This window comes from Niastella caeni (assembly GCF_004834005.1).
In the GTDB taxonomy this organism is placed as follows: domain Bacteria; phylum Bacteroidota; class Bacteroidia; order Chitinophagales; family Chitinophagaceae; genus Niastella; species Niastella caeni.
The window spans coordinates 76,229-102,683 of record NZ_STFF01000010.1; the positions used below are offsets into that span (position 1 = coordinate 76,229).

At 45.6% G+C, this 26,455-nt stretch carries 20 protein-coding genes; 14 read left to right on the top strand and 6 right to left on the bottom strand.

What is annotated here, in order from left to right:
- Window positions 1–26: 26 nt before the first annotated feature.
- The 11 genes from rplA (at window position 27) to FAM09_RS26295 (ending at window position 17,434) form a co-directional block, all read left to right on the top strand.
- Window positions 27–722 (top strand): 50S ribosomal protein L1, encoded by a 696-nt coding sequence (gene rplA, locus FAM09_RS26245; protein ID WP_136580139.1) that lies wholly within the window; start codon window positions 27–29, stop codon window positions 720–722.
- 68 nt (window positions 723–790) lie between these two features.
- A complete protein-coding gene (rplJ, locus tag FAM09_RS26250) occupies window positions 791–1,333 on the top strand; it encodes a 50S ribosomal protein L10 (RefSeq protein ID WP_136580140.1) in 543 nt (180 codons plus the stop codon).
- A 176-nt stretch (window positions 1,334–1,509) separates the two neighbouring features.
- On the top strand, window positions 1,510–1,887 hold the full coding sequence (rplL, locus tag FAM09_RS26255) for a 50S ribosomal protein L7/L12 (RefSeq protein ID WP_136580141.1): 378 nt from the start codon (window positions 1,510–1,512) through the stop codon (window positions 1,885–1,887).
- 131 nt (window positions 1,888–2,018) lie between these two features.
- Window positions 2,019–3,053: a LacI family DNA-binding transcriptional regulator gene (locus FAM09_RS26260; RefSeq protein ID WP_136580142.1), complete on the top strand. Its 1,035-nt coding sequence runs from the start codon at window positions 2,019–2,021 to the stop codon at window positions 3,051–3,053.
- A 426-nt stretch (window positions 3,054–3,479) separates the two neighbouring features.
- Window positions 3,480–7,283, top strand: coding sequence for a DNA-directed RNA polymerase subunit beta (gene rpoB, locus FAM09_RS26265; RefSeq protein WP_136580143.1), 3,804 nt, complete (start codon window positions 3,480–3,482; stop codon window positions 7,281–7,283).
- A gap of 170 nt (window positions 7,284–7,453) precedes the next feature.
- Window positions 7,454–11,746: a DNA-directed RNA polymerase subunit beta' gene (gene rpoC, locus FAM09_RS26270; protein ID WP_136580144.1), complete on the top strand. Its 4,293-nt coding sequence runs from the start codon at window positions 7,454–7,456 to the stop codon at window positions 11,744–11,746.
- A gap of 132 nt (window positions 11,747–11,878) precedes the next feature.
- Complete coding sequence (locus FAM09_RS26275; protein WP_136580145.1) at window positions 11,879–12,472, top strand: OmpH family outer membrane protein; 594 nt, start codon at window positions 11,879–11,881, stop codon at window positions 12,470–12,472.
- A gap of 280 nt (window positions 12,473–12,752) precedes the next feature.
- Window positions 12,753–14,186 carry an APC family permease gene (locus FAM09_RS26280; protein WP_136580146.1) on the top strand — a complete coding sequence of 478 codons (1,434 nt, stop codon included), beginning with the start codon at window positions 12,753–12,755 and terminating at the stop codon, window positions 14,184–14,186.
- A 125-nt stretch (window positions 14,187–14,311) separates the two neighbouring features.
- The gene (locus tag FAM09_RS26285; protein WP_136580147.1) at window positions 14,312–15,307 is read left to right on the top strand and encodes a bifunctional heptose 7-phosphate kinase/heptose 1-phosphate adenyltransferase; all 996 of its coding nucleotides are present in this window, start codon (window positions 14,312–14,314) and stop codon (window positions 15,305–15,307) included.
- A 144-nt stretch (window positions 15,308–15,451) separates the two neighbouring features.
- Window positions 15,452–16,309, top strand: coding sequence for a fructosamine kinase family protein (locus FAM09_RS26290; protein ID WP_136580148.1), 858 nt, complete (start codon window positions 15,452–15,454; stop codon window positions 16,307–16,309).
- Between the two features lie 213 nt (window positions 16,310–16,522).
- On the top strand, window positions 16,523–17,434 hold the full coding sequence (locus FAM09_RS26295; protein WP_136580149.1) for a ribonuclease Z: 912 nt from the start codon (window positions 16,523–16,525) through the stop codon (window positions 17,432–17,434).
- Window positions 17,435–17,544: 110 nt separating this feature from the next.
- Here FAM09_RS26295 and dapA read toward each other — a convergent pair whose 3' ends face one another.
- Entirely contained in the window at window positions 17,545–18,429 is an 885-nt protein-coding gene (dapA, locus tag FAM09_RS26300) for a 4-hydroxy-tetrahydrodipicolinate synthase (protein WP_136580150.1), read from the bottom strand.
- Window positions 18,430–18,716: 287 nt separating this feature from the next.
- On the bottom strand, window positions 18,717–19,694 hold the full coding sequence (locus FAM09_RS26305; protein ID WP_136580151.1) for an acetyl-CoA carboxylase carboxyltransferase subunit alpha: 978 nt from the start codon (window positions 19,692–19,694) through the stop codon (window positions 18,717–18,719).
- Between the two features lie 397 nt (window positions 19,695–20,091).
- Here FAM09_RS26305 and FAM09_RS26310 point away from each other — a divergent pair, with 397 nt between their 5' ends.
- Window positions 20,092–20,571, top strand: coding sequence for a CinA family protein (locus FAM09_RS26310; RefSeq protein ID WP_136580152.1), 480 nt, complete (start codon window positions 20,092–20,094; stop codon window positions 20,569–20,571).
- 43 nt (window positions 20,572–20,614) lie between these two features.
- Here the strand turns inward: FAM09_RS26310 and FAM09_RS26315 are convergent, their stop codons facing one another.
- Both FAM09_RS26315 and ligD read right to left on the bottom strand, forming a co-directional pair.
- Window positions 20,615–20,860, bottom strand: coding sequence for a hypothetical protein (locus FAM09_RS26315; protein ID WP_136580153.1), 246 nt, complete (start codon window positions 20,858–20,860; stop codon window positions 20,615–20,617).
- A gap of 149 nt (window positions 20,861–21,009) precedes the next feature.
- On the bottom strand, window positions 21,010–23,064 hold the full coding sequence (gene ligD, locus FAM09_RS26320; RefSeq protein WP_136580154.1) for a DNA ligase D: 2,055 nt from the start codon (window positions 23,062–23,064) through the stop codon (window positions 21,010–21,012).
- Between the two features lie 58 nt (window positions 23,065–23,122).
- Here ligD and FAM09_RS26325 point away from each other — a divergent pair, with 58 nt between their 5' ends.
- Entirely contained in the window at window positions 23,123–23,320 is a 198-nt protein-coding gene (locus FAM09_RS26325; RefSeq protein WP_136580155.1) for a KTSC domain-containing protein, read from the top strand.
- Window positions 23,321–23,330: 10 nt separating this feature from the next.
- Here the strand turns inward: FAM09_RS26325 and FAM09_RS26330 are convergent, their stop codons facing one another.
- Both FAM09_RS26330 and FAM09_RS30820 read right to left on the bottom strand, forming a co-directional pair.
- Window positions 23,331–24,944, bottom strand: a complete 1,614-nt coding sequence (locus FAM09_RS26330; protein WP_136580156.1) for a Na+/H+ antiporter — start codon at window positions 24,942–24,944, stop codon at window positions 23,331–23,333.
- Between the two features lie 133 nt (window positions 24,945–25,077).
- Window positions 25,078–25,251, bottom strand: coding sequence for a hypothetical protein (locus tag FAM09_RS30820; protein ID WP_153825478.1), 174 nt, complete (start codon window positions 25,249–25,251; stop codon window positions 25,078–25,080).
- Between the two features lie 399 nt (window positions 25,252–25,650).
- Between FAM09_RS30820 and FAM09_RS26335 the strand changes: the two genes are divergently transcribed.
- Window positions 25,651–26,409: a TerC family protein gene (locus tag FAM09_RS26335; RefSeq protein WP_136580157.1), complete on the top strand. Its 759-nt coding sequence runs from the start codon at window positions 25,651–25,653 to the stop codon at window positions 26,407–26,409.
- The last annotated feature ends 46 nt before the right edge of the window (window positions 26,410–26,455 follow it).

Consider the following 26,455-nt stretch of genomic DNA (forward strand, 5'->3'; position numbering starts at 1 on the left):
GACGGGAATTTTAAAACTGAATGACAATGGGAAGAATTCCTAAAAAAAGAAAAGTAGCTGACGCTAAAGTCGATAAAAATAAAGTGTATTCACTGAAAGAGGCTTCCTCTATCGTGAAAACCGTTAATACTACAAAGTTTGATGCATCGGTAGATCTACACATCCGGTTAGGGGTTGACCCGAAGAAAGCCGACCAGGCTATTCGTGGTACTGTTACCCTGCCGCATGGTACCGGTAAAACCAAAAAAGTACTGGTATTATGTACGCCCGAGAAAGAAGCAGATGCAAGATCAGCCGGCGCCGATTTCGTAGGCCTGGATGAGTTTGTTCAAAAAATTGAAGGTGGCTGGACTGACGTAGACGTTATCATCGCTACGCCTTCAGTGATGCCTAAAATTGGTAAGCTGGGTAAGATCTTAGGTCCCCGTAACCTGATGCCTAACCCTAAAACAGGTACCGTTACCAATGATGTAGCTGCAGCAGTAAACGAGGTGAAAGGTGGTAAGATAGCTTTCAAAGTTGATAAAGCTGGTATCATCCATGCTTCTATTGGCCGCGTAAGCTTTAGCCCTGAAAAAATTGCCGAGAACAGCCATTCGCTGATTGATGCAATCATCAAGGCAAAGCCTTCTTCTGCAAAAGGCACTTACCTGAAAAGCGTGTTCATGGCCAGCTCCATGAGCCCTGCTATTGCAGTTGAAACAAAATCTTTAATGAACTAAACTTTAATAACGCGACGAAGTAGTCCGCCACGGCGGATTATGAGCGAAACCAACAAAAATTTAGCGTTATGACAAAACAGGAAAAAAACGAAGTAATTGAAGCGTTGAAAGAGAAGTTCTCTCAATACAACAATTTCTATGTTACCAATACAGAATCATTAACGGTTGCTCAGGTAGGTAACCTGCGCCGTGTATGTTTCAATAAGCAGGTTGAAATGAAAGTGGCCAAAAATACCCTCATTCGCAAGGCGCTTGAAGCCCTGGATGAAAAAAGGTATTCCGGCATGTTTGAATCACTGAACGGTGTTACCGCTTTGTTGTTCAGTGAAAATGCCAAAGAGCCTGCGCTGATCATCAGCGATTTTCGTGCCGCCAACACTAAAGGAAAAGTTGTTGCCACGAAGCCCGAATTGAAAGCCGCGTTTATCGATGGCGATGTATTCATGGGCGACGATCAACTGAAGACCCTGACCACCCTGAAAAGCAAAAACGACCTTATCGGGGAAATCATTGGCTTGTTGCAATCACCTGCGAAGAATGTTATCAGCGGCCTGAACGCTGGCAACAAACTGGCTGGTTTGGTGAAAGCTTTAGAAGACCGCGCACAGTAAGATTGCTGATTTAGTGATTGCGGGATTTCAAGATTTAAATCCCAAAATCTCAAAATCACTCAATCTCAAAATATTAACTCTGGCCTGAGAGTTATGTAAACACAAATTTTTTTAAACATCCGCCGGAGTCCCGATCAGGCTATCGGAAACAATGAAGGCGGGAAAAATTTACAACAATGGCAGATTTAAAAGCATTTGCAGAACAGTTGGTAAACCTGACTGTAAAAGAAGTTAACGAGTTAGCAAAAATCCTGAAAGAAGAATACGGCATCGAGCCTGCAGCTGCTGCTGTAGCTGTTGCTGGTCCTGCTGCTGGTGGTGCTGCTCCTGCTGCTGAAGAAAAAACTGCGTTCGACGTTATCCTGAAAAATGGTGGCGCTAACAAACTGAACGTTGTGAAAGTGGTTAAAGAATTAACTGGTCTTGGTTTGAAAGAAGCTAAAGACTTAGTTGATGGCGCTCCAAAAGCAGTTAAAGAAGGTATCAGCAAAGCTGATGCTGATGCTCTGGTAGCTAAGCTGAAAGAAGCTGGCGCTGAAGTAGAAGTTAAATAAGGAAAACTTCCAACTAGTTATAATTACCCCGGTGTTTACACCGGGGTTTTTTTATTATATGGGGTAAAACCGTTTTGGTAAGTTTTATTTTCATAGTTTAGTAGTCTCCTTTATATAACATATAAATAAATATGAAACGGGTCTCCCTCAAAGATATCGCTCGCATTGCCGGTGTTTCGCCCTCAACTGTATCGTTTGTATTGAATGGCAAGGCAAAGCAAATGCGGATCAGTGAAACGCTTGCCAGTAAGATCATGGAAGTGGCTAAAAAAGAAGGCTATCATCCCAATCCCGTCGCCGTTAGCTTACGAACTGGAAAATCACAAATACTGGGACTGATCGTTGAATCTATATCGGGTAACTTTTTTGCTTCCCTGTCACGGATCATTGAAGAAGAAGCCGCCCGGTTTGGCTATAAAATAGTATATACAAGCACTGAAAATAATCGCCAGAAGGGTAAGGAACTGATCGGCATGCTGTCGCAGCGACAAGTAGATGGCTATATCATTACACCTACGCCTGGTATGGAACAGGACATTAAAGATCTGATCGCCGATAATAAACCTGTTGTGCTGATGGATAGCTATTTCCCCGGCATAGATGTGCCGCATGTGCTGGTCAATAATTACGAAGGGGTGAAAAAGGGCATGAACCACCTCATTGAAAAAGGTTATCGCCGTATAGGCTTCGTTACCGTAGACCTGCACCTGGTGCAAATGGAAGAGCGGTTGAAAGCCTACCAGGATAGCATGCACGAGGCCGGATTGGCTACCGATAACCTGGTGCTGACCCAGAAGTACGAAGAAGAAAAAGAGCTCGGCATTCAGCAGGTGACTTCCTTCATTCAAAACACGCCCGACCTGGAAGCCGTGTTCTTTGCTACCAATTACCTGGGTTTGCTGGGGCTCGAAAGCATTCACCGCCTGGGCTTAAAGCTGCCCGACGACCTGGCCATGATCTGCTTTGATGACCACGATGTGTTCCGCCTGTACCCGCCGGGTATTACCTGTATTCGCCAGCCGGCCGAAGAAATTGCCAGAAAGGCCCTTGAGTTGCTGATGGACCAGTTGGGTAAAGGGAGTAACACCGGTGGCGAAACCAAGATCGAGATCTCGCCGGGGCTGGTCATTCGCGGAACGACGGAGTATGTGCAGAAGGTGAAGTAGGGGCGTAAGCCCGAAAGCCGTAAGCTGTAAGCCGCAAGCTAAAAGCAAACCCGAGACCCCGACTACGCTCGGTCTCCTGGGAAGTCCTTCGACTGCGTTCAGGGCGGCTCCGGAAAAGCTCACGTTAAATATCAATTAATTATAAACGGTAAATAATATACATGAGTGGCGGCCGGTATTTGTGAATAAATTCTTGCCTGAATTGGTATATTTCTTACCTTTGCCCTCCATTTTTCACAAAAAGCTAATTAGCAGAGGTACGTTGATACATGGCCAATTTAACATAACTGCCTCTTTTTTAATTCTTTGGGAGTTTAACCTTCGAGTTCCGGCATGAACAAAAAAGGGTTAGAATTCTCAAGGAAAATTTTTTTGTATATAGATGGTTGGTCGATCGAACAATAAAAAAAACCGGTTTTAAGCAATATGTCTTCAACAAAACTGTCAAACAGGGTCAACTTCGGTAAAATTAAAAATCTTGCTGAAGCACCTGACTTACTCGAAGTACAAATTCAATCGTTTAAAGAATTTTTCCAATTAGAGACCACACCCGACAAGCGTAACATTGAAGGGTTGTTCAAGGTGTTTAAGGAAAATTTCCCGATTACCGATACACGAAACATATTCGTGCTCGAATTCCTGGATTATTTTATTGACCCGCCCCGCTACACCATCGAAGAGTGTATGGAGCGCGGTTTAACATATGCTGTTCCGTTGAAAGCAAAGCTCAGGCTGAGCTGTAACGACGAAGAGCACGTTGACTTCCAGACCATCGTTCAGGATGTGTTCCTGGGTAACATTCCTTACATGACCCCCCGCGGTACCTTCGTGATCAACGGAGCTGAGCGCGTGGTGGTTTCTCAATTGCACCGTTCTCCTGGTGTATTCTTCGGCCAGTCAATTCACCCCAACGGTACCAAGATCTATTCTGCCCGCGTAATTCCTTTCAAAGGTGCGTGGATGGAGTTCGCTACCGATATCAACAACGTGATGTATGCGTACATCGACCGTAAGAAGAAATTCCCGGTTACCACGCTGTTGCGCTCTATCGGGTACGAAACCGATAAAGACATCCTGGAACTGTTCGGTATGGCCGATGAAGTAAAAGGCGATAAAAAATCACTTCAAAAATATCTTGGCAAACGCCTCGCTGCCCGTGTATTGAGAACATGGGTTGAAGACTTTGTAGACGAAGATACCGGTGAGGTAGTGTCAATTGAAAGAAACGAAGTGGTGTTGGAGCGCGATACCGTGCTTGATGAAGAAGCAGTAGATATGATCGCCGACATGGACGTGAAGAGCGTATTCGTGCAGAAAGAAGATGTAGGCGGTGACTACGCTATCATTTACAACACCCTCAACAAAGATACTTCGAACAGTGAGCTGGAAGCCGTTCAGCACATCTACCGCCAGTTGCGCGGGGCCGATGCGCCGGATGATGAAACAGCCCGCGGTATCATTGATAAATTATTCTTCAGCGACAAACGGTACGATCTGGGTGAAGTAGGTCGCTACAAGATCAACCGCAAGCTGATGCTGAATCAGCCGCTTGATCAAAAAACATTGACCAAAGAAGATATCATCGAGATCATTAAATACCTGGTTCGTTTGACCAACGGTAAAGCGGAAATTGATGATATCGATCACCTGAGCAACCGTCGTGTACGTACTGTGGGTGAGCAATTGTATGCTCAATTCGGTGTTGGTTTGGCCCGTATGGCCCGTACCATCCGCGAAAGAATGAACGTGCGCGATAATGAGGTGTTTACGCCGGTTGACCTGATCAACGCCAGAACACTGTCGTCTGTGATCAACTCGTTCTTCGGTACTTCTCAATTGTCTCAGTTCCTCGATCAAACCAACCCGCTGAGTGAGATCACGCACAAACGTCGTATCTCCGCACTCGGACCCGGTGGTTTGAGCCGTGAAAGAGCCGGTTTCGAGGTTCGTGACGTACACTACAGCCACTACGGCCGTTTGTGTACCATTGAAACACCCGAAGGTCCGAACATCGGTTTGATCTCTACGCTTTGCGTACACGCCAAGATCAACGAAATGGGCTTTATTGAAACGCCATATCATAAAGTAGATAATGGAAAGGTTGACCTGAAAAAGCTCACCTTCCTGAGTGCAGAAGAAGAAGATAACGCCAAGATCGCCCAGGCAAGTTCGCCGCTCGATGAGAAAGGCCACTTCGTGGAAGAGAAGATCACCAGCCGCCAAACGGGCGACTTCCCGATCCTTGACCAGAACGAAGTGGAATTCATGGACGTAGCGCCAAACCAGATCGTGGGTTTGAGTGCTTCCCTGATCCCCTTCCTTGAGCACGATGACGCCAACCGTGCGCTGATGGGATCGAACATGCAACGTCAGGCTGTTCCGCTGATCCGTCCTGAGAACCCGATCGTGGGTACAGGGCTGGAAGCTAAAGCTGCCCGCGACGCCCGTGTACAGATCCTTTCTGAAGGCGAAGGTGTAGTTGAGTACGTAGATGGTAGTGAAATTCATGTTCGCTACGACCGTACAGAAGCTGACCGTTTGGTGAGCTTTGAAGATGACCTGAAAATTTACAAACTGACCAAGTTTATAAAAACCAACCAGGAAACCTGTATCAACCACAAGCCTGCTGTTAAAAAAGGACAACGCATGAAAAAAGGCGATTTCCTTACAGAAGGATATGCGGTACAGGGAGGTGAACTGGCACTGGGCCGTAACCTGAAAGTGGCGTTCATGCCATGGAAAGGGTACAACTTCGAGGATGCCATTGTGATCAGCGAAAGAGTAGCCAAAGAAGACCTGTTCACTTCTATTCACATTTCTGAATATGAACTGGAAGTGCGCGATACCAAACTGGGTGAAGAAGAGTTGACTCCGGATATTCCAAACGTATCGGAAGAAGCTACCAAAGACCTGGATGAAAATGGTATCATTCGCATGGGTGCCGCCATTAAAGAAGGCGATATCCTGATCGGTAAGATCACGCCTAAAGGCGAAAGCGATCCTACACCGGAAGAAAAACTGTTACGCGCCATCTTCGGTGACAAAGCCGGTGATGCCAAGGATGCTTCTTTGAAAGCGCCAAACGGAGTAGAAGGGGTAGTGATCGGTAAAAAGCTGTTCCAACGCGCCAAGAAAGACAAGAACGCGAAGATCCGTGAGAAAGCGGCTTTGGAAAAGCTGGAAAAAGTGCACGAGAAGAACGTGGAAGACCTGAAAGAAGAATTGTTGAACAAACTGCAGACCTTATTGAAAGATAAAGCCTCTGCCGGTGTAAACAACAACTTCGGTGAAGTGCAGATCGGTAAAGGCGCCAAGTTCAATCCAAAGAACCTGGGTGGTATCGATTACCAGAACGTAAACCCGCTGGGTTGGACAGGTGATGCACCTACCGATGATGCCATCAACACCTTGTTGCACAACTACAATATCAAGTACAACGAAGAACTGGGTAGATATAAAAGAGAGAAGTTCAACATTTCAATCGGGGATGAGTTACCTGCCGGTGTGTTGAAACTGGCTAAAGTATACCTGGCTGTTAAGCGTAAGCTGAAAGTGGGTGATAAAATGGCCGGTCGCCACGGTAACAAAGGTATCGTTGCCAAGATCGTGCGTGCAGAAGACATGCCGTTCCTGGAAGATGGTACGCCGGTTGACATTGTACTGAACCCGCTGGGGGTACCTTCCCGTATGAACCTGGGCCAGATCTATGAAACTGTATTAGGCTGGGCCGGTTTGAAAATGGGAGTGAAGTTCGCTACGCCGATCTTCGACGGGGCCACTACCGAAGAAATTGCTCAACACATCAATAATGCAGGCTTACCAAGCTTCGGCCATACGCACCTGTATGACGGTGAAACCGGTGACCGTTTCCACCAGAAAGCAACCGTGGGTGTGATCTACATGATCAAACTACACCACATGGTTGATGATAAGATGCACGCCCGTAGCATTGGACCCTACAGTCTTATTACACAGCAGCCGCTGGGTGGTAAAGCACAGTTCGGTGGTCAGCGTTTCGGTGAAATGGAGGTGTGGGCCCTGGAAGCGTACGGTGCATCGAACATTCTGCAGGAATTGCTCACCATTAAATCGGATGATATTATCGGCCGTGCAAAAACCTACGAGGCCATTGTTAAAGGCGATAATATACCAAGAGCCGGCATTCCTGAGTCGTTCAATGTATTGGTGCATGAATTGAGAGGTTTAGGTCTCGATCTGAAATTTGAATAGTTTATGGTTTATAGTTTATTGTTTATGGTTCTTTAAAGTCGGGATCGCTTGTACAATTTGAATTGCTGAGCAGCGAATAGAAAGTACAAGTGAGTGACACAACAAAAGCCGAGCAATGAACAGAAAGCCTACAATAAGAAACAAAAAACTAGAAACAAGAAACCTGAAATATGGCTATTAAAAAAGATAATCGTCCCAGAGCCACATTTTCTAAGATCACTATCGGGCTGGCTTCACCGGATTCCATTTTGGAACGTAGCTATGGTGAAGTATTGAAACCTGAAACCATAAACTATCGTACGTACAAGCCCGAGCGTGATGGTTTATTCTGCGAACGTATTTTCGGACCGGTAAAAGATTATGAGTGCGCGTGCGGTAAGTATAAGCGTATCCGTTACAAAGGGATCGTGTGCGACCGTTGCGGTGTTGAAGTAACAGAAAAGAAAGTACGTCGTGAGCGCATGGGCCACATTAAACTGGTGGTGCCTGTAGTACATATCTGGTATTTCAAAAGCTTACCTAATAAAATCGGTTATCTGCTGGGTGTTAGCTCCAAGAAACTGGAGAGCATCGTTTACTACGAGCGTTTTGTAGTAATTCAGGCCGGTATCAGGGAAGATCGCGGATTAAAATCAGGCGATCTGTTAACTGAAGAAGAATACCTGGAAATACTGGAGAACCTGCCTAAGGAGAACCAGTACCTGCCAGATGATGATCCGCAAAAGTTCATTGCAAAGATGGGTGCCGAAGCGGTACACGATCTGCTGCAAAGAATTGAGCTCGACAGCTTATCATTCGACCTGCGTAATGCCGCCGCTACCGAAACTTCACAGCAACGTAAAGCCGATGCATTGAAGCGTTTGAGCGTAGTGGAAGCTTTCCGCGAGGCCAATAGCCGCATCACCAACCGCCCTGAGTGGATGGTAATGCAATACATTCCGGTTATTCCGCCCGAACTGCGTCCGTTAGTACCTCTGGATGGTGGCCGTTTTGCCTCATCTGACCTGAATGACCTGTATCGCCGCGTGATCATCCGTAACAACCGGTTGAAAAGATTATTAGAGATCAAAGCGCCTGAGGTGATCCTGCGTAACGAAAAACGTATGCTTCAGGAAGCGGTTGACTCTCTGTTCGATAACTCACGTAAATCAAACGCCGTAAAAGCCGAAGGTGGTCGCGCATTGAAATCACTGTCGGATGTGTTGAAAGGTAAACAAGGCCGTTTCCGTCAGAACCTGTTGGGTAAACGTGTTGACTACTCTGGTCGTTCTGTTATCGTGGTAGGTCCTGAGTTGAAACTGCACGAGTGCGGTTTACCGAAAGATATGGCGGCTGAACTGTTCAAGCCGTTCATCATTCGTAAACTGATTGAAAGGGGTATCGTAAAGACTGTAAAATCGGCTCGTAAGCTGGTAGATAGAAAAGAAGCGGTTGTTTGGGATATCCTTGAAAATATCCTGAAAGGGCACCCGGTAATGTTAAACCGCGCCCCAACGCTCCACCGTTTGTCTATCCAGGCCTTCCAGCCTAAACTGATAGAAGGTAAAGCGATCCAGTTGCACCCGCTCGTGTGTTCTGCGTTCAACGCCGACTTCGACGGTGACCAGATGGCGGTTCACGTTCCGTTAAGTAACGCGGCCGTTCTGGAAGCCCAACTGTTGATGCTTTCTTCACATAACATTTTGAACCCGCAGAATGGTGCGCCAATGACCCTGCCTTCACAGGACATGGTGCTTGGTTTGTACTACATTACCAAGGGTAAAAAATCTACCGAAACCGAAAAGATCCGCGGGGAAGGAAAAGCTTTCTATAGCACTGAAGAAGTTATTATTGCGTACAATGAAGACCGTATTGACCTGCACGCTCACATCAAAGTGAAAGCGGATGTACGTAATAACGACGGCGCTATTGTTAAAAAGCTGATCGATACAACCGTTGGCCGGGTGATCTTCAACGAATTTGTTCCCAAGGAAGTTGGCTACATCAACGCCCTGTTAACAAAGAAGAGCTTGCGCGAGATCATCGGCGACATCATCACCATTACGAATGTGCCTAAGACAGCCAAGTTCCTCGATGATATCAAACAACTTGGTTTCCGTACGGCCTTCAGAGGTGGTTTGTCATTCAGCATCAATGACCTCATCATCCCGTCTATCAAAGGCGATGTGCTCGATCAGGCAAAAGGTGAAGTAGACGAGGTATGGGATAACTATAACATGGGTCTTATCACCAACAACGAGCGGTATAACCAGATCGTAGACATCTGGTCGAGGGTGGATACCCGCATTACCGAAACGTTGATCCGTGAATTGAGCAGCGATAAACAGGGCTTCAACTCTGTGTACATGATGCTTGACTCCGGAGCCCGTGGTTCCAAACAGCAGATCAAACAGCTGTGCGGTATCAGAGGTCTGATGGCGAAGCCCAGAAAATCAGGTTCAACCGGAAGTGAGATCATCGAAAACCCGATCCTCTCTAACTTTAAAGGTGGATTGAACGTATTGGATTACTTCATCTCTACGCACGGTGCCCGTAAAGGTTTGGCCGATACCGCCTTGAAAACAGCGGATGCCGGTTACCTGACCCGTCGTTTGGTTGACGTAGCACAAGATGTGGTAATTACAGAAGAAGATTGCGGTACGCTGCGTGGTATTGCCACCAGTGCACTGAAAGATAATGAAGAGATCGTAGAGCCATTATACGACCGTATCATTGGCCGTACTTCACTTCATAACGTATACAACCCCCAAAACGATCAACTGATCGTTGAGGCTGGAAAAGAGATCAACGAAGAGATCGGCAAACTGATTGAAGAAGCCGGTATCGAAACCGTTGAGATCCGCTCCGTACTTACCTGCGAAAGCAAACGCGGGGTGTGCGTAAAATGTTACGGTAAGAACCTGGCCACAGGTAACCGGGCACAGAAAGGTGATGCTGTAGGTATCATTGCTGCCCAGTCAATCGGTGAGCCTGGTACACAGCTTACCCTGCGTACCTTCCACGTGGGTGGTGTTGCCGGCTCTGCATCAGTAGAATCTTCACTGAATGCTAAGTTCGACGGTACCATTCAGTTCGACGGTTTGCGTACTGTAGGTTCGGTGAACAATGAAGGTGATCCTATTCAGGTAGTAATCGGTCGTACCGGTGAGATCCGTAACGTGGACCTCAAGAACGATCGTTTATTGAATGTGGTGAACGTTCCTTACGGTTCAACCCTGTTCGTAAAAGATGGTCAAAGTGTGAAAAAAGGCGATACCCTGTGTACATGGGATCCGTTCAACAACGTAATCGTGGCCGAGATCGTTGGTCAGGTGAAATTCGAGAATGTAATTGAAGGTATTACTTACCGCGAAGAGGCCGACGAACAAACCGGTCACCGCGAGAAAGTGGTAATTGAAACAAAAGATAAAACCAAGATACCTACCCTGATCGTAGAAGGCAAGGATGTAAAACAATACAACCTGCCGGTAGGCTCACACATTGTGGTTGATGAATCAGAAGATGTGAAAGCCGGTCAGGTGTTGGTGAAAATACCTCGTACGCTGCGGATGCAACGCGACATCACCGGGGGTCTGCCTCGTGTAACCGAGTTGTTTGAAGCACGTAACCCGGGTAACCCCGCCATCGTGTGCGAAATTGACGGTGTGGTAGCCTTTGGCGCCATTAAACGTGGTAACCGCGAGATCGTGGTTGAAGCGAAAGACGGCGTTATCAAAAAATACCTGGTACCGTTAACCCGCCAGATCCTGGTACAGGACGGCGACTTTATCAAAGCCGGTGCGCCGCTATCTGACGGACAGGTTTCACCAAGCGATATCCTCTCTATTAAAGGTCCATTCGCTGTACAGGAGTACGTGGTGAATGAAATTCAGGAGGTTTACCGTTTACAAGGTGTGAAGATCAACGATAAACACATTGAGGTGATCGTTCGCCAGATGATGAAAAAGGTTGAGATCGTGGATCCGGGTGATACCCGCTTCCTGGAGGAAGATCTGGTTGACCGCTTTGACTTTAACGACGAGAACGACTGGATCTTCGATAAGAAAGTTATTTCTGAACCAGGAGAAAGCGCTCGTTTGAAAGCCGGTCAGATCGTGAGCCTGCGTGAAATTCGCGAAGAGAACTCACTGCTGCGTCGTACAGACAAAAAGCTGGTTGAGTACCGCGATGCCAACCCCGCTACATCACATCCTGTGCTGTTGGGTATTACCAAGGCTTCACTGGGTACACAAAGCTGGATCTCGGCTGCATCGTTCCAGGAAACAACCAAAGTACTGTCATCGGCTGCTATACAAGGTAAGACCGACGATATGCTTGGCTTGAAAGAAAATGTGATCACAGGTCACCCGATACCGGCAGGTACTGGTTTGCGTGACTTTGAGAACATGATCGTTGGTAGCAAGGAAGAATATGAATTGCTGCAAACTACCCGGGAAGCGATGAGCTTTGACGAAGAAGAATAATGCAATAATTAATTAAACGTAATACAAAGTAGGAAGCTAATCCCTTCCTACTTTTTTATTATTACTGTTCCCCTGTTAAAATTTTTAACATTCTCTTTTAGACTTGTATTCTATCTTGCAAAAAAGGCGTTCATGAAAAATATTTCTACTATATTAAGTGCTCTGGCCCTTGCTCTCATAGGTATACTATTTTACTTACATTTTGCCCATGCTCAAAAACAGAACAAGGTATCAGTAACAGCAGATAAAAATGCATCCTCTTCTTTTGCCATTGCCTACTTTGACATTGATTCCCTGCAGGAGCATTATGAATATTTCAAGGACGTATCGAGCGATATTAAGAAGAAAGAGAACGCGATGAACGCCGAGTTGACCGATTTAACGAACAAGTACCAGCGCACCATTCGCAAATGGCAGGAAAAAGGCAATGCCATTACGCAGGCGGAAGGCGAAGCGGCCCAACGGGAAGTTGGTTTGCAGCAACAGCAATACCAGCAACGTAAGGGCGAACTGGAGCAGGAAATGCAAAAGCTGCAGGTTGATCGCATGACCGAACTGCGCAAGCAGGTAGAAGAGTTTTTGAAAGAGTACAATAAATCGAAGAAATACTCCTATATACTTTCTTACGAGCCAGGGTTTATAATATACTACAAGGATTCGGCCTATAACATCACCGGCGATTTGATCACGGGGCTGAATACGCAGTATAAGGAGAAGAAGAAGTAAGTTACCGGTTGCCGGTTACCAGTTACCGGGGAATACTGGCCTAAAGCTGAAAACCGCACCAAAATACACACAGAGCCAAAAGCGAATACACTTTGCTTTTGGCTTTTTGCATTTGGCTTGCGGCTTGAAGCTTGCAGCGTGTAGCTTGAAGCTTGCAGCTTTCTGAACATTTCCGTCAATATCAGTTAAATGTGTGGAAATTTGGATTAACCACGATTCAAGTTAGTTTCCTTATCTTGGGACGGTTAAAACCTGATTTTCTTACTCTTATATAACCAATATGGCAGAACAAGCTTCTTCTTTTAAACCATCGCTCAGTTTAGTGGATGCTACCATGGTGGTAGCCGGTTCTATGATCGGTTCAGGTATTTTTATCGTTACATCAGATATAACAAAAGATGTGGGCAGCGCCGGTTGGGTTATTGCGGTATGGCTGATCACCGGTTTTATGACCATTGTGGCAGCGGTAAGCTATGGTGAGCTGAGTGGGATGTATCCCAAAGCCGGTGGCCAGTATGTTTATCTCAGAGAAGCCTTTAACCCCCTGGCCGGGTTTTTATACGGCTGGAGCTTTTTTTCCGTAATACAAACGGCGACCATTGCAGCTGTAGCGGTGGCATTCAGCCGGTTTACTTCTTATTTAATACCCGAAGTGGGGGAAGATGTTTTTCTGCTAACCATCGGAACATTTAAAATATCCGCCGCCCAGGTGCTGGCCATTTTCCTGATCATATTTCTTACCTATACCAACACCCGTGGCATCAAAGGCGGCAAGATCATTCAAACCGTTTTTACCAGCGTTAAACTCTTCTCTTTATTTGGCCTGATCATTTTAGGGTTTCTGCTTGTAAAAAATAGTTTTTGGGCCGAGAACCTGTCGACAGGTATGAATGCCATGCATTTTACAAAGACCCCCGGGGCTACTGTCCCCAATCATGGCTCCTGGCTGCCCATTACTGGTATTGCTTTAATAGGAGCCATTGCCTCTGCCATGTCTGGTTCTATTTTCAGCAGCGATAGTTGGAACAACGTCACCTTTATTGCTGGTGAAATAAAGAATCCTAAAAGAAATATCGGATTGAGCCTCTTTTTGGGTACGCTGATCGTGACCATCATTTATGTAACGGCCAACCTGATGTATCTGAATGTGCTACCCCTGCACGACATTGCGTTTGCACCTTCAAGACGGTTAGCGGTAATTTCGGCCGAATCTATATTTGGACCAAATGGCGCCTATGTAATAGCCGTGATGATCATGATATCGACTTTTGGTTGTAACAACGGACTGATACTGGCCGGCGCCCGGGTTTATTATACCATGGCAAAAGATGGCTTGTTCTTTAAAAAGACTGGTACGCTGAATAAAAATGCCGTACCTGAATTTGCTTTGTGGATTCAATGTGCCATGGCCAGCATACTTTGTTTGAGTGGGAGCTATGGCGATCTGCTGGATATGATTGCCTTTGTAGCGGTGCTGTTCTATGCGCTGACGATTTTGGGTATTTTTATCTTACGCAAAAAACGTCCGGATGCAGAGCGGCCATATAAGGCTTTTGGTTACCCGGTATTGCCTGTCATTTATATCATACTCGCATTAACGTTTTGTATATTCCTTATTAAAATGAAGCCTTTGTATGCCGGTGTTGGCCTGGGAATTGTTTTAACAGGTGTTCCTTTATATTATCTTGCAGTGCGAACAAAGAAAAACGCATAGTTGCCGGTTGCCGGTTCCCGGTTTCCGGGCAAAAAATTGGAAGATCCCGATTATTTGCAGAGGGATCAAAATTCAAGTCCTGGCAACGGGTAACTGGCAACTGGTAACCTGTAACAGATGAAAATATGAGTAAAGTAGATTTCGATAAACTATTTGCCGGTTTTTCAAATATCAAAGTTGGTGTCGTAGGCGATGTAATGCTGGATATTTACTGGTGGGGACATGTGGAAAGAATATCGCCGGAAGCGCCCGTACCTGTAGTGGCATTGGATAAAAAAGAACACCGCATAGGCGGGGCAGGCAACGTAGCGCTGAACCTGGCTGCATTGGGCGCGCAGGTTTCCATACTTTCTGTGATGGGGGATGATGAAAACGGCCGCACCTTAACGGAGCTTTTCAACGAACATCATATTAATACGACCTGGATAGCGCAACAACCATCGCGCATTACCACGGCCAAAACCCGCATCATCAGCCGTAATCAGCAAATGATGCGACTGGATGCGGAGATAACCAGGGACCTGAGCATCGATGATGAGAACGCCCTGATTGAAAAAGTGCGCCTGTATATTACCAGCGAACAACCGCAGGTGGTCATCTTTGAAGATTATAACAAAGGCGTGCTCACCGAACGGGTGATCAGGGAAATAACAGCCTTGTGCAAACAACATGGCGTGATCACAACGGTGGATCCTAAACGAAAAAATTTCTTCTCCTACGAAGGCGTAGATATTTTTAAACCTAATTTGAAAGAAGTAAAAGACGGGCTCAACCTGCTGATTGATGAAATAAACCTGCCTACGCTCACAGATATTCATCAGCAATTACAAAAGAAATTACGCCATTCCATTTCATTCATCACGCTGTCGGAAAAAGGCGTTTTTTACCAGGAGAACAGCACGTCGAAGATCATTCCTTCCCATTTACGAAATATTGCAGATGTGTCGGGCGCCGGTGATACCGTGATAGCCGTGGCATCATTGATCTATGCCGCCACCAAACGTATTGACCTGATGGCCGAAGTGGCCAATATTGCGGGCGGACTGGTATGTGAGGAAGTAGGTACGGCTGCGGTGAATAAGGACAGGTTGTTGCATGAATGTAAGGAGTTGCTCGGGTAGTGTAGGGCGTTGGCAAAATAGGTGCAAGCCGTAAGATTCTGTAAGCTGTAAACAGGAAGCTGAAAGCCCCAGCCTAAAGCAAATACGTCGCAGGCCTGGAATAGAAGAACCACAAACTATAAACCACAAACCAGAAACTGTGGCATGCTTACCGCAGCGGTTCAATCATTCATAGAACAATTATTAAACCACACCTGTACGTTCACTTCTGTAGGCGGTGGCTCCATTAACCATACCTACCGAATACGGGCAGGCAGTTCCACTTTCTTTTGCAAGGTCAATAGCCTTTCTGCCTTTCCTGCTTTATTCGACACCGAACAACAAGGGTTAACCTTGCTGGCGCAACAACAAGTGATCCGCATTCCCCGGGTAATTGCTACAGGCCATGCCGGCGATAGCCAGGTATTGTTGCTGGAGTGGATTGAGCAGGGCTTAAAGACCGATGCTTTCTGGAAAACATTTGGCGAACAACTGGCCGCTCTGCATCGGATACAGGGCTCTGCCTTTGGATTGGCTACCGATAACTATATGGGCGCCCTGCCGCAAAACAATAAACTTGCTAACAACTGGATTGAATTTTTTATACAGCAACGATTGCAACCGCAGGTGCAACTGGCCGTTAACCGTCAATTGCTGGAACCGGCACAGGCGCAGTTGTTTGAAAAACTATATCAAGGGTTGCATAATATATTTCCTGCAGAACCGGCTTCGCTGTTGCATGGAGACTTGTGGAGCGGTAACTTTTTGTGCGATGATAGGGGGAAACCCGTATTGATCGATCCGGCGGTGTATTATGGGCATCGTAGTATGGATATGGCCATGACCACCTTGTTTGGCGGCTTTGATGCGCTGTTTTATGAAAGCTACCAGTATCATTTTCCCCTGCCAGCCAATTACAGGCAGCAATGGGAGGTTTGTAATTTATATCCATTGTTGATCCATTTGAATTTATTTGGTAAAAGCTATCTGGCCGACATTTTGAATACAATCCGGCGGTATTGATTTACGTTATATTAAAGCTGAACGCCATAAAGGTAAATTGGAGAGCCCGGGCCGAAAGCGGGTAAGTTGCAAGTATTATGTAATAGGAGGTAAGTTATAGGTAATAAGTGGGTAGTGATCAATGCAGGTGATTCTATAAATTTGTGCAACGAAATGCAGCAGAATAACTTATATGGCCGTCTTAAACAAAGTGATAACCTCTTAACGAATTGAATGCTGGCTGTTACTATACTGGGAAATAACTCTGCCTTGCCGGCGTACGACCGGCACCCTACGTCGCAGGTAGTGACGCTGGATGATAGTATATTCCTGGTAGATTGTGGGGAAGGCACGCAGCAGCAATTGGCGAAATACCGCATTCGCTGGTCACGCATTAATTACATCTTCATCTCGCACCTGCACGGCGATCATTATTTCGGTTTACCGGGTTTTTTGCACAGCATGGGCTTGTTGCATCGCGAGCACGACCTGCATTTATTTGCGCCGGCTCCGTTAAAACAAATACTCGATCTGCAACTGGAAGCCGCTTCCAACCTGTTGCCATACACCTTGCATTTTTATCCGCTGGAGAAAGAAGGGGTGATCATTCAAAACGATAAATTTAAAGTAACCTGTTTTGCCACCAAACATCGTATTCCGTGCTGGGGGTTCCGGTTCGACCAGGTACGCGCCCCACGCCGGGTGAATCCCGAGAAGGCGATTGAATATGGGGTTCCGGCCGCCTTTTACGACCGGTTGAAATGGGGGGAAGATTATACCAACAAAAATGGCGATTTGATAAAGAATGAATGGGTGACCAACCCCGGTGCGAAGCCATTATCGTACGCATACAGCGCAGATACTATTTTTGATGAATCATTGATAGAAAAAGTACAGGGCGTTGACCTGTTGTACCACGAGACCACGTATTTAAAAGACCTCGAAAAAAGGGCGGCGCTTCGTTTTCATTCTACCACAACCCAGGCTGCCTGCATAGCCAAAAACGCCAACGTGGGCCGGTTGCTCATCGGTCATTTTAGTTCGAAGTACGACAAGCTGGATCTCTTTGAACAGGAAGCGTGTGAGGTATTCCCTAATACGAGCCTGGCGTTGGAGGGAGTTACTTTTAGAGCGATTCCCAGGTAAATATTGAATATCGAATGTAGAATATCGAATGCTGAAGTTAAAGGCAAAAAAACAAATGTCGAATGCGATACTTCGACATTCGACATTGAGTATTCAATATTCGATATTTCTTATTTCCCTTTAAGGAACTCCTGTACTTGTTTGTACACCCCTTCACTCAAAGGAACCATGGGCAATCTGAGGTTGTTTTCGAGCAATTCCAGTTCGGCCATAAAGGCTTTTACGCCGGCAGGATTGTTCTCAACAAACATCAGGTCGTAGGCTTCAATCAACACATCGTTGAGTGATTTAGCGGCTTTAAAATCGCCTTTTAAACACTGGCGAACCATGTGGGTGAATTGTTGAGGGAATGCATTGGCAGCTACACTGATAACCCCATCCATACCACAGGCAATTTGCGGTAATACCAGGGCGTCGTCGCCACTCACTACCAGGAAATGCTCAGGACGATCGCGGAGAATTTGCATGCATTGGCCCATATCGCCGCTGGCTTCTTTAATACCCCCGATGTTTGGAACCTCGTTAGCGAGGCGCAGGGTAGTGGCAGCGGTCATATTGCGACCGGTACGGCCGGGCACATTGTATAATAAAATAGGTTTGGGCGATGCGGCAGCCAGTGCTTTGTAATGCTGGAAAATACCTTCCTGCGAAGGTTTGTTGTAATAAGGGCTGGCGCTTAAGATAGCGGTTGCTTTATCTAAAGGAAAAGTTTGCAGTTCATTAATTACTTCAGGCGTATTGTTACCACCAATGCCCACTACCACAGGAACACGGTTGTTCACTTTTTCGTAGGTGAAGCGGATGATGGCGATCTTTTCTTCTTTGCTGAGGGCAGGCGTTTCGCCGGTGGTGCCGAGCGTAACCACATATTCAGTACCGCCATTGATTACGAAATCTATGATTTTGCTTAACGCATCGAGATCAACTTCCCCATTTGATTTGAACGGTGTGACCAATGCCACGCCGGTGCCGTATAAAGATTGACGAAGAGACATAAAACTTGTGATATTTAATCCCGATAGCTATCGGGAGCATATTTTAGGTTGAGGCTTTTCCGCCTTGCGGGACGGAAAGCCCGTTTAAATTTGGTAATAGCTGAATAGAGATAAGGATGACCAAGTGAGTGACACAACGATGTTGAGCAGAATTACTACAGCCGGTCTCAAAATCATCAACGTTTCGACCCTTCGACCCTTCGACTTCGCTCAGGACGCTCAGGGCGCTCAGTGTATGAACCTTGCCATTCGACTTCGCTCATGACCGATCAATGTTACCCGGGCGGTTAGGAAGCTATTTCATCCCAGAAGCCCATCTTGTTAAACTTATCGATCCGCTTTCGAACACGTTCTTCGGGATCCATCTGTTTCAGCTCCTTGATGGTGTTAATGAGGTATGGCTTTAATAAAGTAGCGGCTTCATCGTAATCCCAGTGTGCGCCGCCAACAGGTTCGGGAATAATACCATCAATTAATCCAAATTCATACATATAGTCGGCAGTGAGTTTTAGCTGTTCGGCTGCTTTTTCTTTCTGGTCCCAGCTACGCCAAAGAATAGAGCTGCAGCTTTCAGGAGAAATAACGGTGTACCAGGTATTTTCGAGCATATACACTTTGTCGCCCACACCGATGCCCATAGCACCGCCGGAAGCGCCTTCACCAATGATCACACATATTACAGGTACTTTAAGCCGCATCATTTCATAAATATTACGGGCAATGGCTTCACCCTGGCCCCTTTCTTCAGCCTCAAGGCCGGGATAGGCGCCGGGCGTATCGATAAGGGTAATGATCGGTTTATCGAATTTCTCAGCCAGCTTCATCAGCCTCAGGGCTTTGCGATACCCTTCGGGATTGGCCATACCAAAATTACGCAACTGGCGTGCCTTGGTATTGATACCTTTTTGCTGGCCTATTATCATTACGGTTTGACCATCGAGGGACGCGAAACCGCCCACCATGGCCTTATCGTCTTTTACATTCCGGTCTCCAAACAACTCCACAAAATCGGTGGTCATTTTGGAGATGTATTTCATTGTATACGGACGGTCGGGGTGACGGCTCAACTGCACTTTTTGCCAGGGCGTAAGGTTTTGGGTGATGGCCTTACGGGTCTCCAGCACACGCTCTTCCAGTCTCTTAATATGGTCAGTTAGATCAAGTTTGGTCTTTTCGGCCTTTTGTTTAAAGCCTTCTATATCTTCAAAAAGATCTTTTATTGGTTTTTCAAATTCCAGAAACTGACGGTTTTTATCTTGCGGCATAGGCAGTGATAATAAGCTGTAAAATTAAGGGATGAAGGATTTTTAATAAAAGTTTTCTATAAACGCCCGTTTACCTGCTCCTCCCTGCAAAATCCATGATTCGCCGGTAGTCTTGCGCTCCGATACAGAACTCATTGTTACTGAGCAGGTATCAACGCATTTTCGGGGCATTTTATGATACACTTTCCGTTTAAAGGCTGCAAATGTAGTTCGAAAACCGCAATAAATACCCCACCGCCCCCCAAAGGGGAGAAATCAGTGGCCGGTTTGTTGTTACCGGGTACCAGGTTCATTTTACTTTTTCGGCAAAATAACTGCCTGCCATGAGCTGCAAAGCCATTGAAAAGGTAAAGCGACAGGCACAAATTTTTAATATTTCCTGCAAAGGAAAAAGAAGATGCCTGCGGATATCATTCAATCAATTGGAGAAATGCTGATCAACCGGCAGCAAAGCATTGCCGTGGCGGAAAGCGTTACATCTGGTTATATGCAGATGGCTTTATCCACCGCGGTAGACGCTGCCAAATTTTACCAGGGTGGCATTACTGCGTACAATCTCGGACAAAAAAGCCGGCATTTGCATATTGAACCAATTCATGCCATGGCCTGCAATTGTGTGTCGGAGCAGGTGGCGCATGAAATGGCCTTGCAGGTATGTAATTTATTCAATAGTCATTGGGGATTGGCCATTACCGGTTATGCATCCAGGGTGCCGGAATCGAACAACGAACTGTTTGCTTATTATGCCATTGCCAATGCAGGTATAATAATGAAATCAGGTAGAATAGAACCGCCTGATGGCGAGTCTGATCAGGTGCAATTATATTATACAAAGGAGTTGTTGAAGAACCTGGAAGTTGTGCTCGAACATGCGTGAGCTTTGCATGCGTGTTCAAAATAGAAAAATAGAAGTAGTGCAATTAAAATGCATAATGCTTTTCAATTTCTTTACCTACCCGCTTTATTAATCCTTCAGGGCGATCTTCATTTGCTGTCCATTCGTTATTGTTCAAAGATAAATAACCAAAGGAGGTGTCGTTCAGCACTACATGAAAAGAAGCCGGAAACCCGGAGTCGTTGGTTTTATCAGATGGGTTTACCCAGCCTTTATACTTTGTGCCGTCTGCATCAAATGCGATATCAAAAATGTTTTCTTCTGAAGCCATTTTCCGGAAGTGTTTATTATATGGATATAATATTTATACCAGCGTGGGGGCAGTCAAAGGCAATACACAATGAGCAACTGGCAAAGTACCATTGGTTTCTTTGCTGGTGCTTATTGTAGAAAACATTCCCCTACGCGGCACAGGAAAGCTTATTTAAACAGCTTTTGTAGCGCCGTGATGGCTGTTTTCATATTAATGCCTTTGCCTAATACGGGTTTGAAAATATCGCCCTCGTCCTTTATGCGGGCCACGGCATTGTGAATGGTGAAGTCTTTCATTTTAAGTCCTTTCTTTACTTCTTCCCAATGCAAAGGCATAGATACGGTAGCGCCGGGTTTGGGTCGCAATGAATAAGCAGCTGCCAGCGTAGCCTGCGGCCGATTCTGTAAGAAATCGATATATAATTTCCCTTTGCGGTCGGCGGTAGCGCGTTCAATACTCGTGAAGCGGGGAATTTGTTTATGAACTATCGTGGCTATCAACCGGCCAAATTCCCTGGAGTCTTCATAAAGATATTTTGCGCCCAACGGAATATAAATGTGAATGCCGGTTGAACCCGATGTTTTGCAATAACAGGGAATGTCGGCGCTTTGCAACACCTCACGCGTAACCTGTGCTGCTTTTATTACCTGGTTGAACGGATTTTTATCGGGATCAAGATCGATGATGCACCAGTCGGGATTGTCGGGTTTTTGTACCCGGCTGCTCCAGGGGTTCAATTCAATACAACCGAGCGAAGCCATGTACAACACATCTGCTTCCCGCACGGGCACTAAAAAACTTTTTTTAATGCCTTCACTGGTGTAGGGGAAGGTGTTGATCCAGGGCGGTATTTTACCCATTACATTTTTCTGGTAGAAGCTTTCACCATCGATGCCATTGGGGAACCGGTTCAGCGATTGCGGTCTGTCTTTCAGGTAAGGCAATATTACCGGCGCTACCTGGTAATAATAGTTCAGCATATCCCGTTTGGTGATCTTTTCTTTGGGCCAGTATATTTTGTTGAGGTTGGTGAATTTTAACGTGTGCCCGTTTATAGAGCGTTCCTGTTGTTTTTCGCCGGGGTTCAATAGTGTTTTGCGTTCACCGGGTTTTCTGCGGGTGATTATTTTTTCCTTATGCAGAATAGATTCTTTTACTACTTTCTTCGTGGGCTTTGCTTTTTCCGCTTTCACCTCCTTTGCATTTTTATCAATACGCATGCCTTCAAATGAAGGATGCCGCATAACGCCATCGCTGGTGATCTCAGCAAAAGCCACTTCGCAAACCAGTTGTGGTTGTAACCAGGTAGCTTTTGCTTTCGGGGGATTCGGCCTGAACCGGGATGGTTTATTATAATCAGGCTCAACATCAAACGGGCAGGTAGATCGGATCAACGGTTTGAATTGCGCTATCATGGCGCGCTGTTCTTTATCGGTAAAGCCGGTACCGATCTTACCCGTATAATGCAATTCGCCATTTTCGAATACGCCTACCAGCAAGGAGCTGAATAATTTGGTAGTGCCTTCGTTGCGGGTAAAGCCGCCGATCACTACTTCCTGGCGTTTGGCGATTTTTATTTTCAACCAGTCTCTCGTTCGTACGCCTGGTGTATATACGCTATCGGCTTTTTTGGCAATGATGCCTTCCATGTTCATCTTCCTGGCCACTTCGTAAAAGGTGGTGCCGGGCGCATTAAAGCTTTGACTAAGCTGGATCGGGGGATGTGCCGGAAGTATTTCATTCAATATTTCCCTGCGTTGTTGCAACGGCACATCGAATAGTAAGTAACCATCCAGCCATAACAGGTCAAATACATAATACAACAACTCGCCATCGGCTTCGCTGCGCCAGTTCTGCAGATCGCCAAAGCTGGAGATGCCTTCTTTATTGGAAATAATGATCTCACCATCGAGCACCGCACTCAAATTTAGTTTTTCGAGGGCTGTTGTAATGGGGTAGAATTTTTCGTTGAATGATTTATTGTTCCTCGAAATAAGCGACACGTTGTTTTTATTGCAGAAGGCGAGCGCGCGATACCCATCCCATTTAACTTCAAACAACCAGTTGTCGGCATCAAAAGGTTTGTCAACCAGTGTAGCCAGCATAGGAGAGAACCGCTCAGGAAATGGGGCTCTTATGCCTGCTTTCCGGCTGCTGGCTGGTGTTTTCCGCTTGCGGCCTGAGCGAACCGGTCTTTTCTTCCTGTTGGAAATTAATGCCATAATAGAAAGAGCATAATTTTTATGCCATGACCGGGCATAGTTTTTTTGAGCGTTGTATATGCCTTCAACCGTAATAGCCCATATGGTTTATTACCCCGAAATTGCTACGCTTCGGATAACTTATGTTTCAGGTGAAATATATGATTACAAAAAAGTGCCTGTCGATATTTATAAGGCTTTGAAGCTGGCTCCTTCCAAAGGGGAGTACCTGAATAAAGTTATTAAGAAGCATTATCCCTATAAAAAGGTTTCATAGATCATAAGGCTTATGACGCGTCGTCAACCAGCTTTTCCCGGATCTTGAATTCTTCCATATCGATCAAGGATAAATATTTTCTGATCAGTTCTTCATCGTATTCTGTTTTATGGTTCATGGCAAGCAGCGCTTTGCGTTGCTGTTCCAGCATTTCCAGGTAAACGAGTTGAAAGTTTTTCAATGTATTCTCATTGGCGTTAGCTGACTCTTCCAGTTGTTCGGTAAAGAATTTCAGGTCTAATGTAAATCGTTCGTGCAGGTTCTTCAGATGGTCATTCTTCCGCCAGTGTTCCCCAAACTTTTCTTCCAAAAATTGTATAGAGGTTTTTACAATTTTATGTTGCATTTTCAATTCCTGTTTGTGGTCGGGGATTGTATTATGCGGTGCTGTGGGTTTTACTTTCCTGATCAACCAGGGAAGCGTTAGTCCCTGGAATACCAGCGTAACGAGTATAACAATAAATGTGATGAAGAGGATCAGGTTGCGATAAGGGAAAGGGTGATCTCCATTGATGAGCAATGGAATGGAAAGGGCTGCGGCCAGCGATACCACGCCGCGCATACCTGCCCAGCCTACTATAAGCGGGTTTCGCCAACCCGGCTTTGCCTCGGCAACAGTAATAAACCGGCTCATGAATGTTGTGAAAACAGAAGCGCCCAGTGTGCAAAGTATCCGGGTAACGATCAGCGCCAGTGAAATGATCAATCCATATCCAATAGCGCTGCCTAAGCTGATATCACCCAACTGGCTGGTAATGGCAGGCAATTGAAGACCGATGAGCATAAAGACAAGTCCGTTCAATACAAACACGAGACTGGCCCACACATTCACGCCTTCTATGCGGGTGCGATAGGAGAACATGCGGTGTCTCTGGCTTGATAACAACAGACCGCCGCTGACAACGGCCAATACGCCTGAAAAATGGAACTGCTCTGCAGCATAATACATGCAATAAGGCGTTACCAATGTTAGAATAATATCTATACCGGGCGTGGTAGGCAACCAGTGATGGATGGCAAAGAAAATGGCGCCAATGGCGAGTCCGATAAGTGTGCCCATGATAATGACCAGGAAAAAACTGCCGATGGCTTCCTGGAAATGGAATTGCCCGGTGATCACAGTGGCCAATGCAAAACGAAATACAATAAGTGAAGACGCATCGTTGAGCAGGCTTTCTCCTTCAATAATGCTTACCAGTTCTTTATGCACTTTTACCTGTCGCATGATGGTGGTGGCGGAAATGGCGTCGGGCGGAGAAATAATACCACCTAACAAAAATCCCAATGCCAGGGTAAAACCAGGAATAGTGGCATAGGATACATAAGCGATCACACACGAAGTAATGATGACGATAGGAAATGCAAAACTGGTAATTACCCTTCGCCACTTATAGAACTCTTTCCAGGAGGTTTGCCAGGCTGCTTCATAAAGCAGGGGCGGTAAAAAAATAAAGAAAACCAGTTCGGGGTCAATAGTAATATGCGAGAAGGTGCTGGTGAAACTGAGCGCCAATCCGCCCAATACAAGCACGATGGGGTAGGCCAGGCGAAGCCTGTTGGCGAACATTACCAGGGCCAGGATTATTAAAATAAGAAAAATGTATTGAATGAACAGGTTGTGCATGAAATGGGTGTTGGCCGTAAAAGTAATTATTTGGCCGAAATTTCGTAGGTTGGGTATTGTAGCTGATCAGCCAATCAACCATAAAAATACATCCATGAGAAAAATAATATTATGCCTGGCAGTTTCTTTACTACTAATCCTCCTCATATAAAAAGCCGCAGATCAACAGCAACGGAATGGTAATCCATAACAGCGAATACCATTCCGGATCGGCTACCATTCCATCTTGTAATGCAATAGCGCTTATCAGGACTAACTGTATAGCAATAGCCTTACCAATCGAAACAGGTCGTTGATTCCGGTACATGACAAATGTTTTAACCGTTAATACTGGAGATTATTACAAAGCGATCAATAATCCCAATCCATTAAGCGGATCAGGCAAGGGTTAACCGGTTGAAGTCTTTAAATGTAGAGAAGTAATAAAGCCGCGGACAAAATGGTACAAATTCGGGAAATGACCAGGTAACACAATTGCTTATATCAAGTATAATATACCTGACAAAGCGAGTAATTTGTGTATGTAAGGAAATACCTGTCATTTAACCAAACTTAATGAATAAAAATCACTACCCCAACATGAAAACATTAATACTTAGTTAATTATTGAAGAGGAAGGCCTGTCAATTGCATGGTAAAATAGAAAAGCCTATAATAGCGGAAAAATGGATTAAAAACATCCTTTTTACAGCTTAAACAAGTACATATGGAAGTAATAATTGCGTTGCTGACTTTGATATTATTAGAAGTGGTACTGGGCATAGATAATATCATCTTCATTTCAATAGTTACATCGCGGTTGCCGCTAAACCAGCAAAAGAAGGGAAGAAGGGTAGGGCTGTTATTAGCCATGGTAATGCGGTTGTTGTTGTTGACCGTCATATCCTGGGTGCTGAAACTGGAGGGCAACCTGTTCACGATCTTTTCAACAGGGATATCCGGTAAAGACCTGATATTAATTGCCGGTGGCCTATTCCTCCTATATAAAAGTGCATCGGAGATCTATCATAAAATGGAAGGAGTGCCAGGCGACACGTCAAAGACAATTAAAGTGACCGGGTTTAGAAGCGCCATTGGCCAGATCTTAATTCTTGACCTGGTGTTCTCTATAGACAGCATAATTACAGCCGTAGGTATGGTAGATGAATTATGGGTGATGTATACCGCGGTGATCGTAAGCGTAGCGATCATGTTGGTTGCTGCAGAACCTATAAGCCGGTTTGTAAATAAGCATCCTGCCTTTAAAATGCTTGCACTTAGCTTTTTATTGCTGATCGGCTTTGCGTTGATCGGCGAAGGGCTGGGCCTTCACATCCCTAAAGGGTACATTTATTTTTCTATGGCATTTGCCTTGTTGGTAGATGTCTTCCAAATGAGAATGAGCAAACAAAAAGCTGAGACCATTCAAACACATGAACATTACTTACCGGGTGAAGCAGAAAAAGTGAAGGACGTTCTTAAGTAAGGGCTTTGGGTAATCTTTAAAATTTTTAATTACCGGGTTTAGCTAT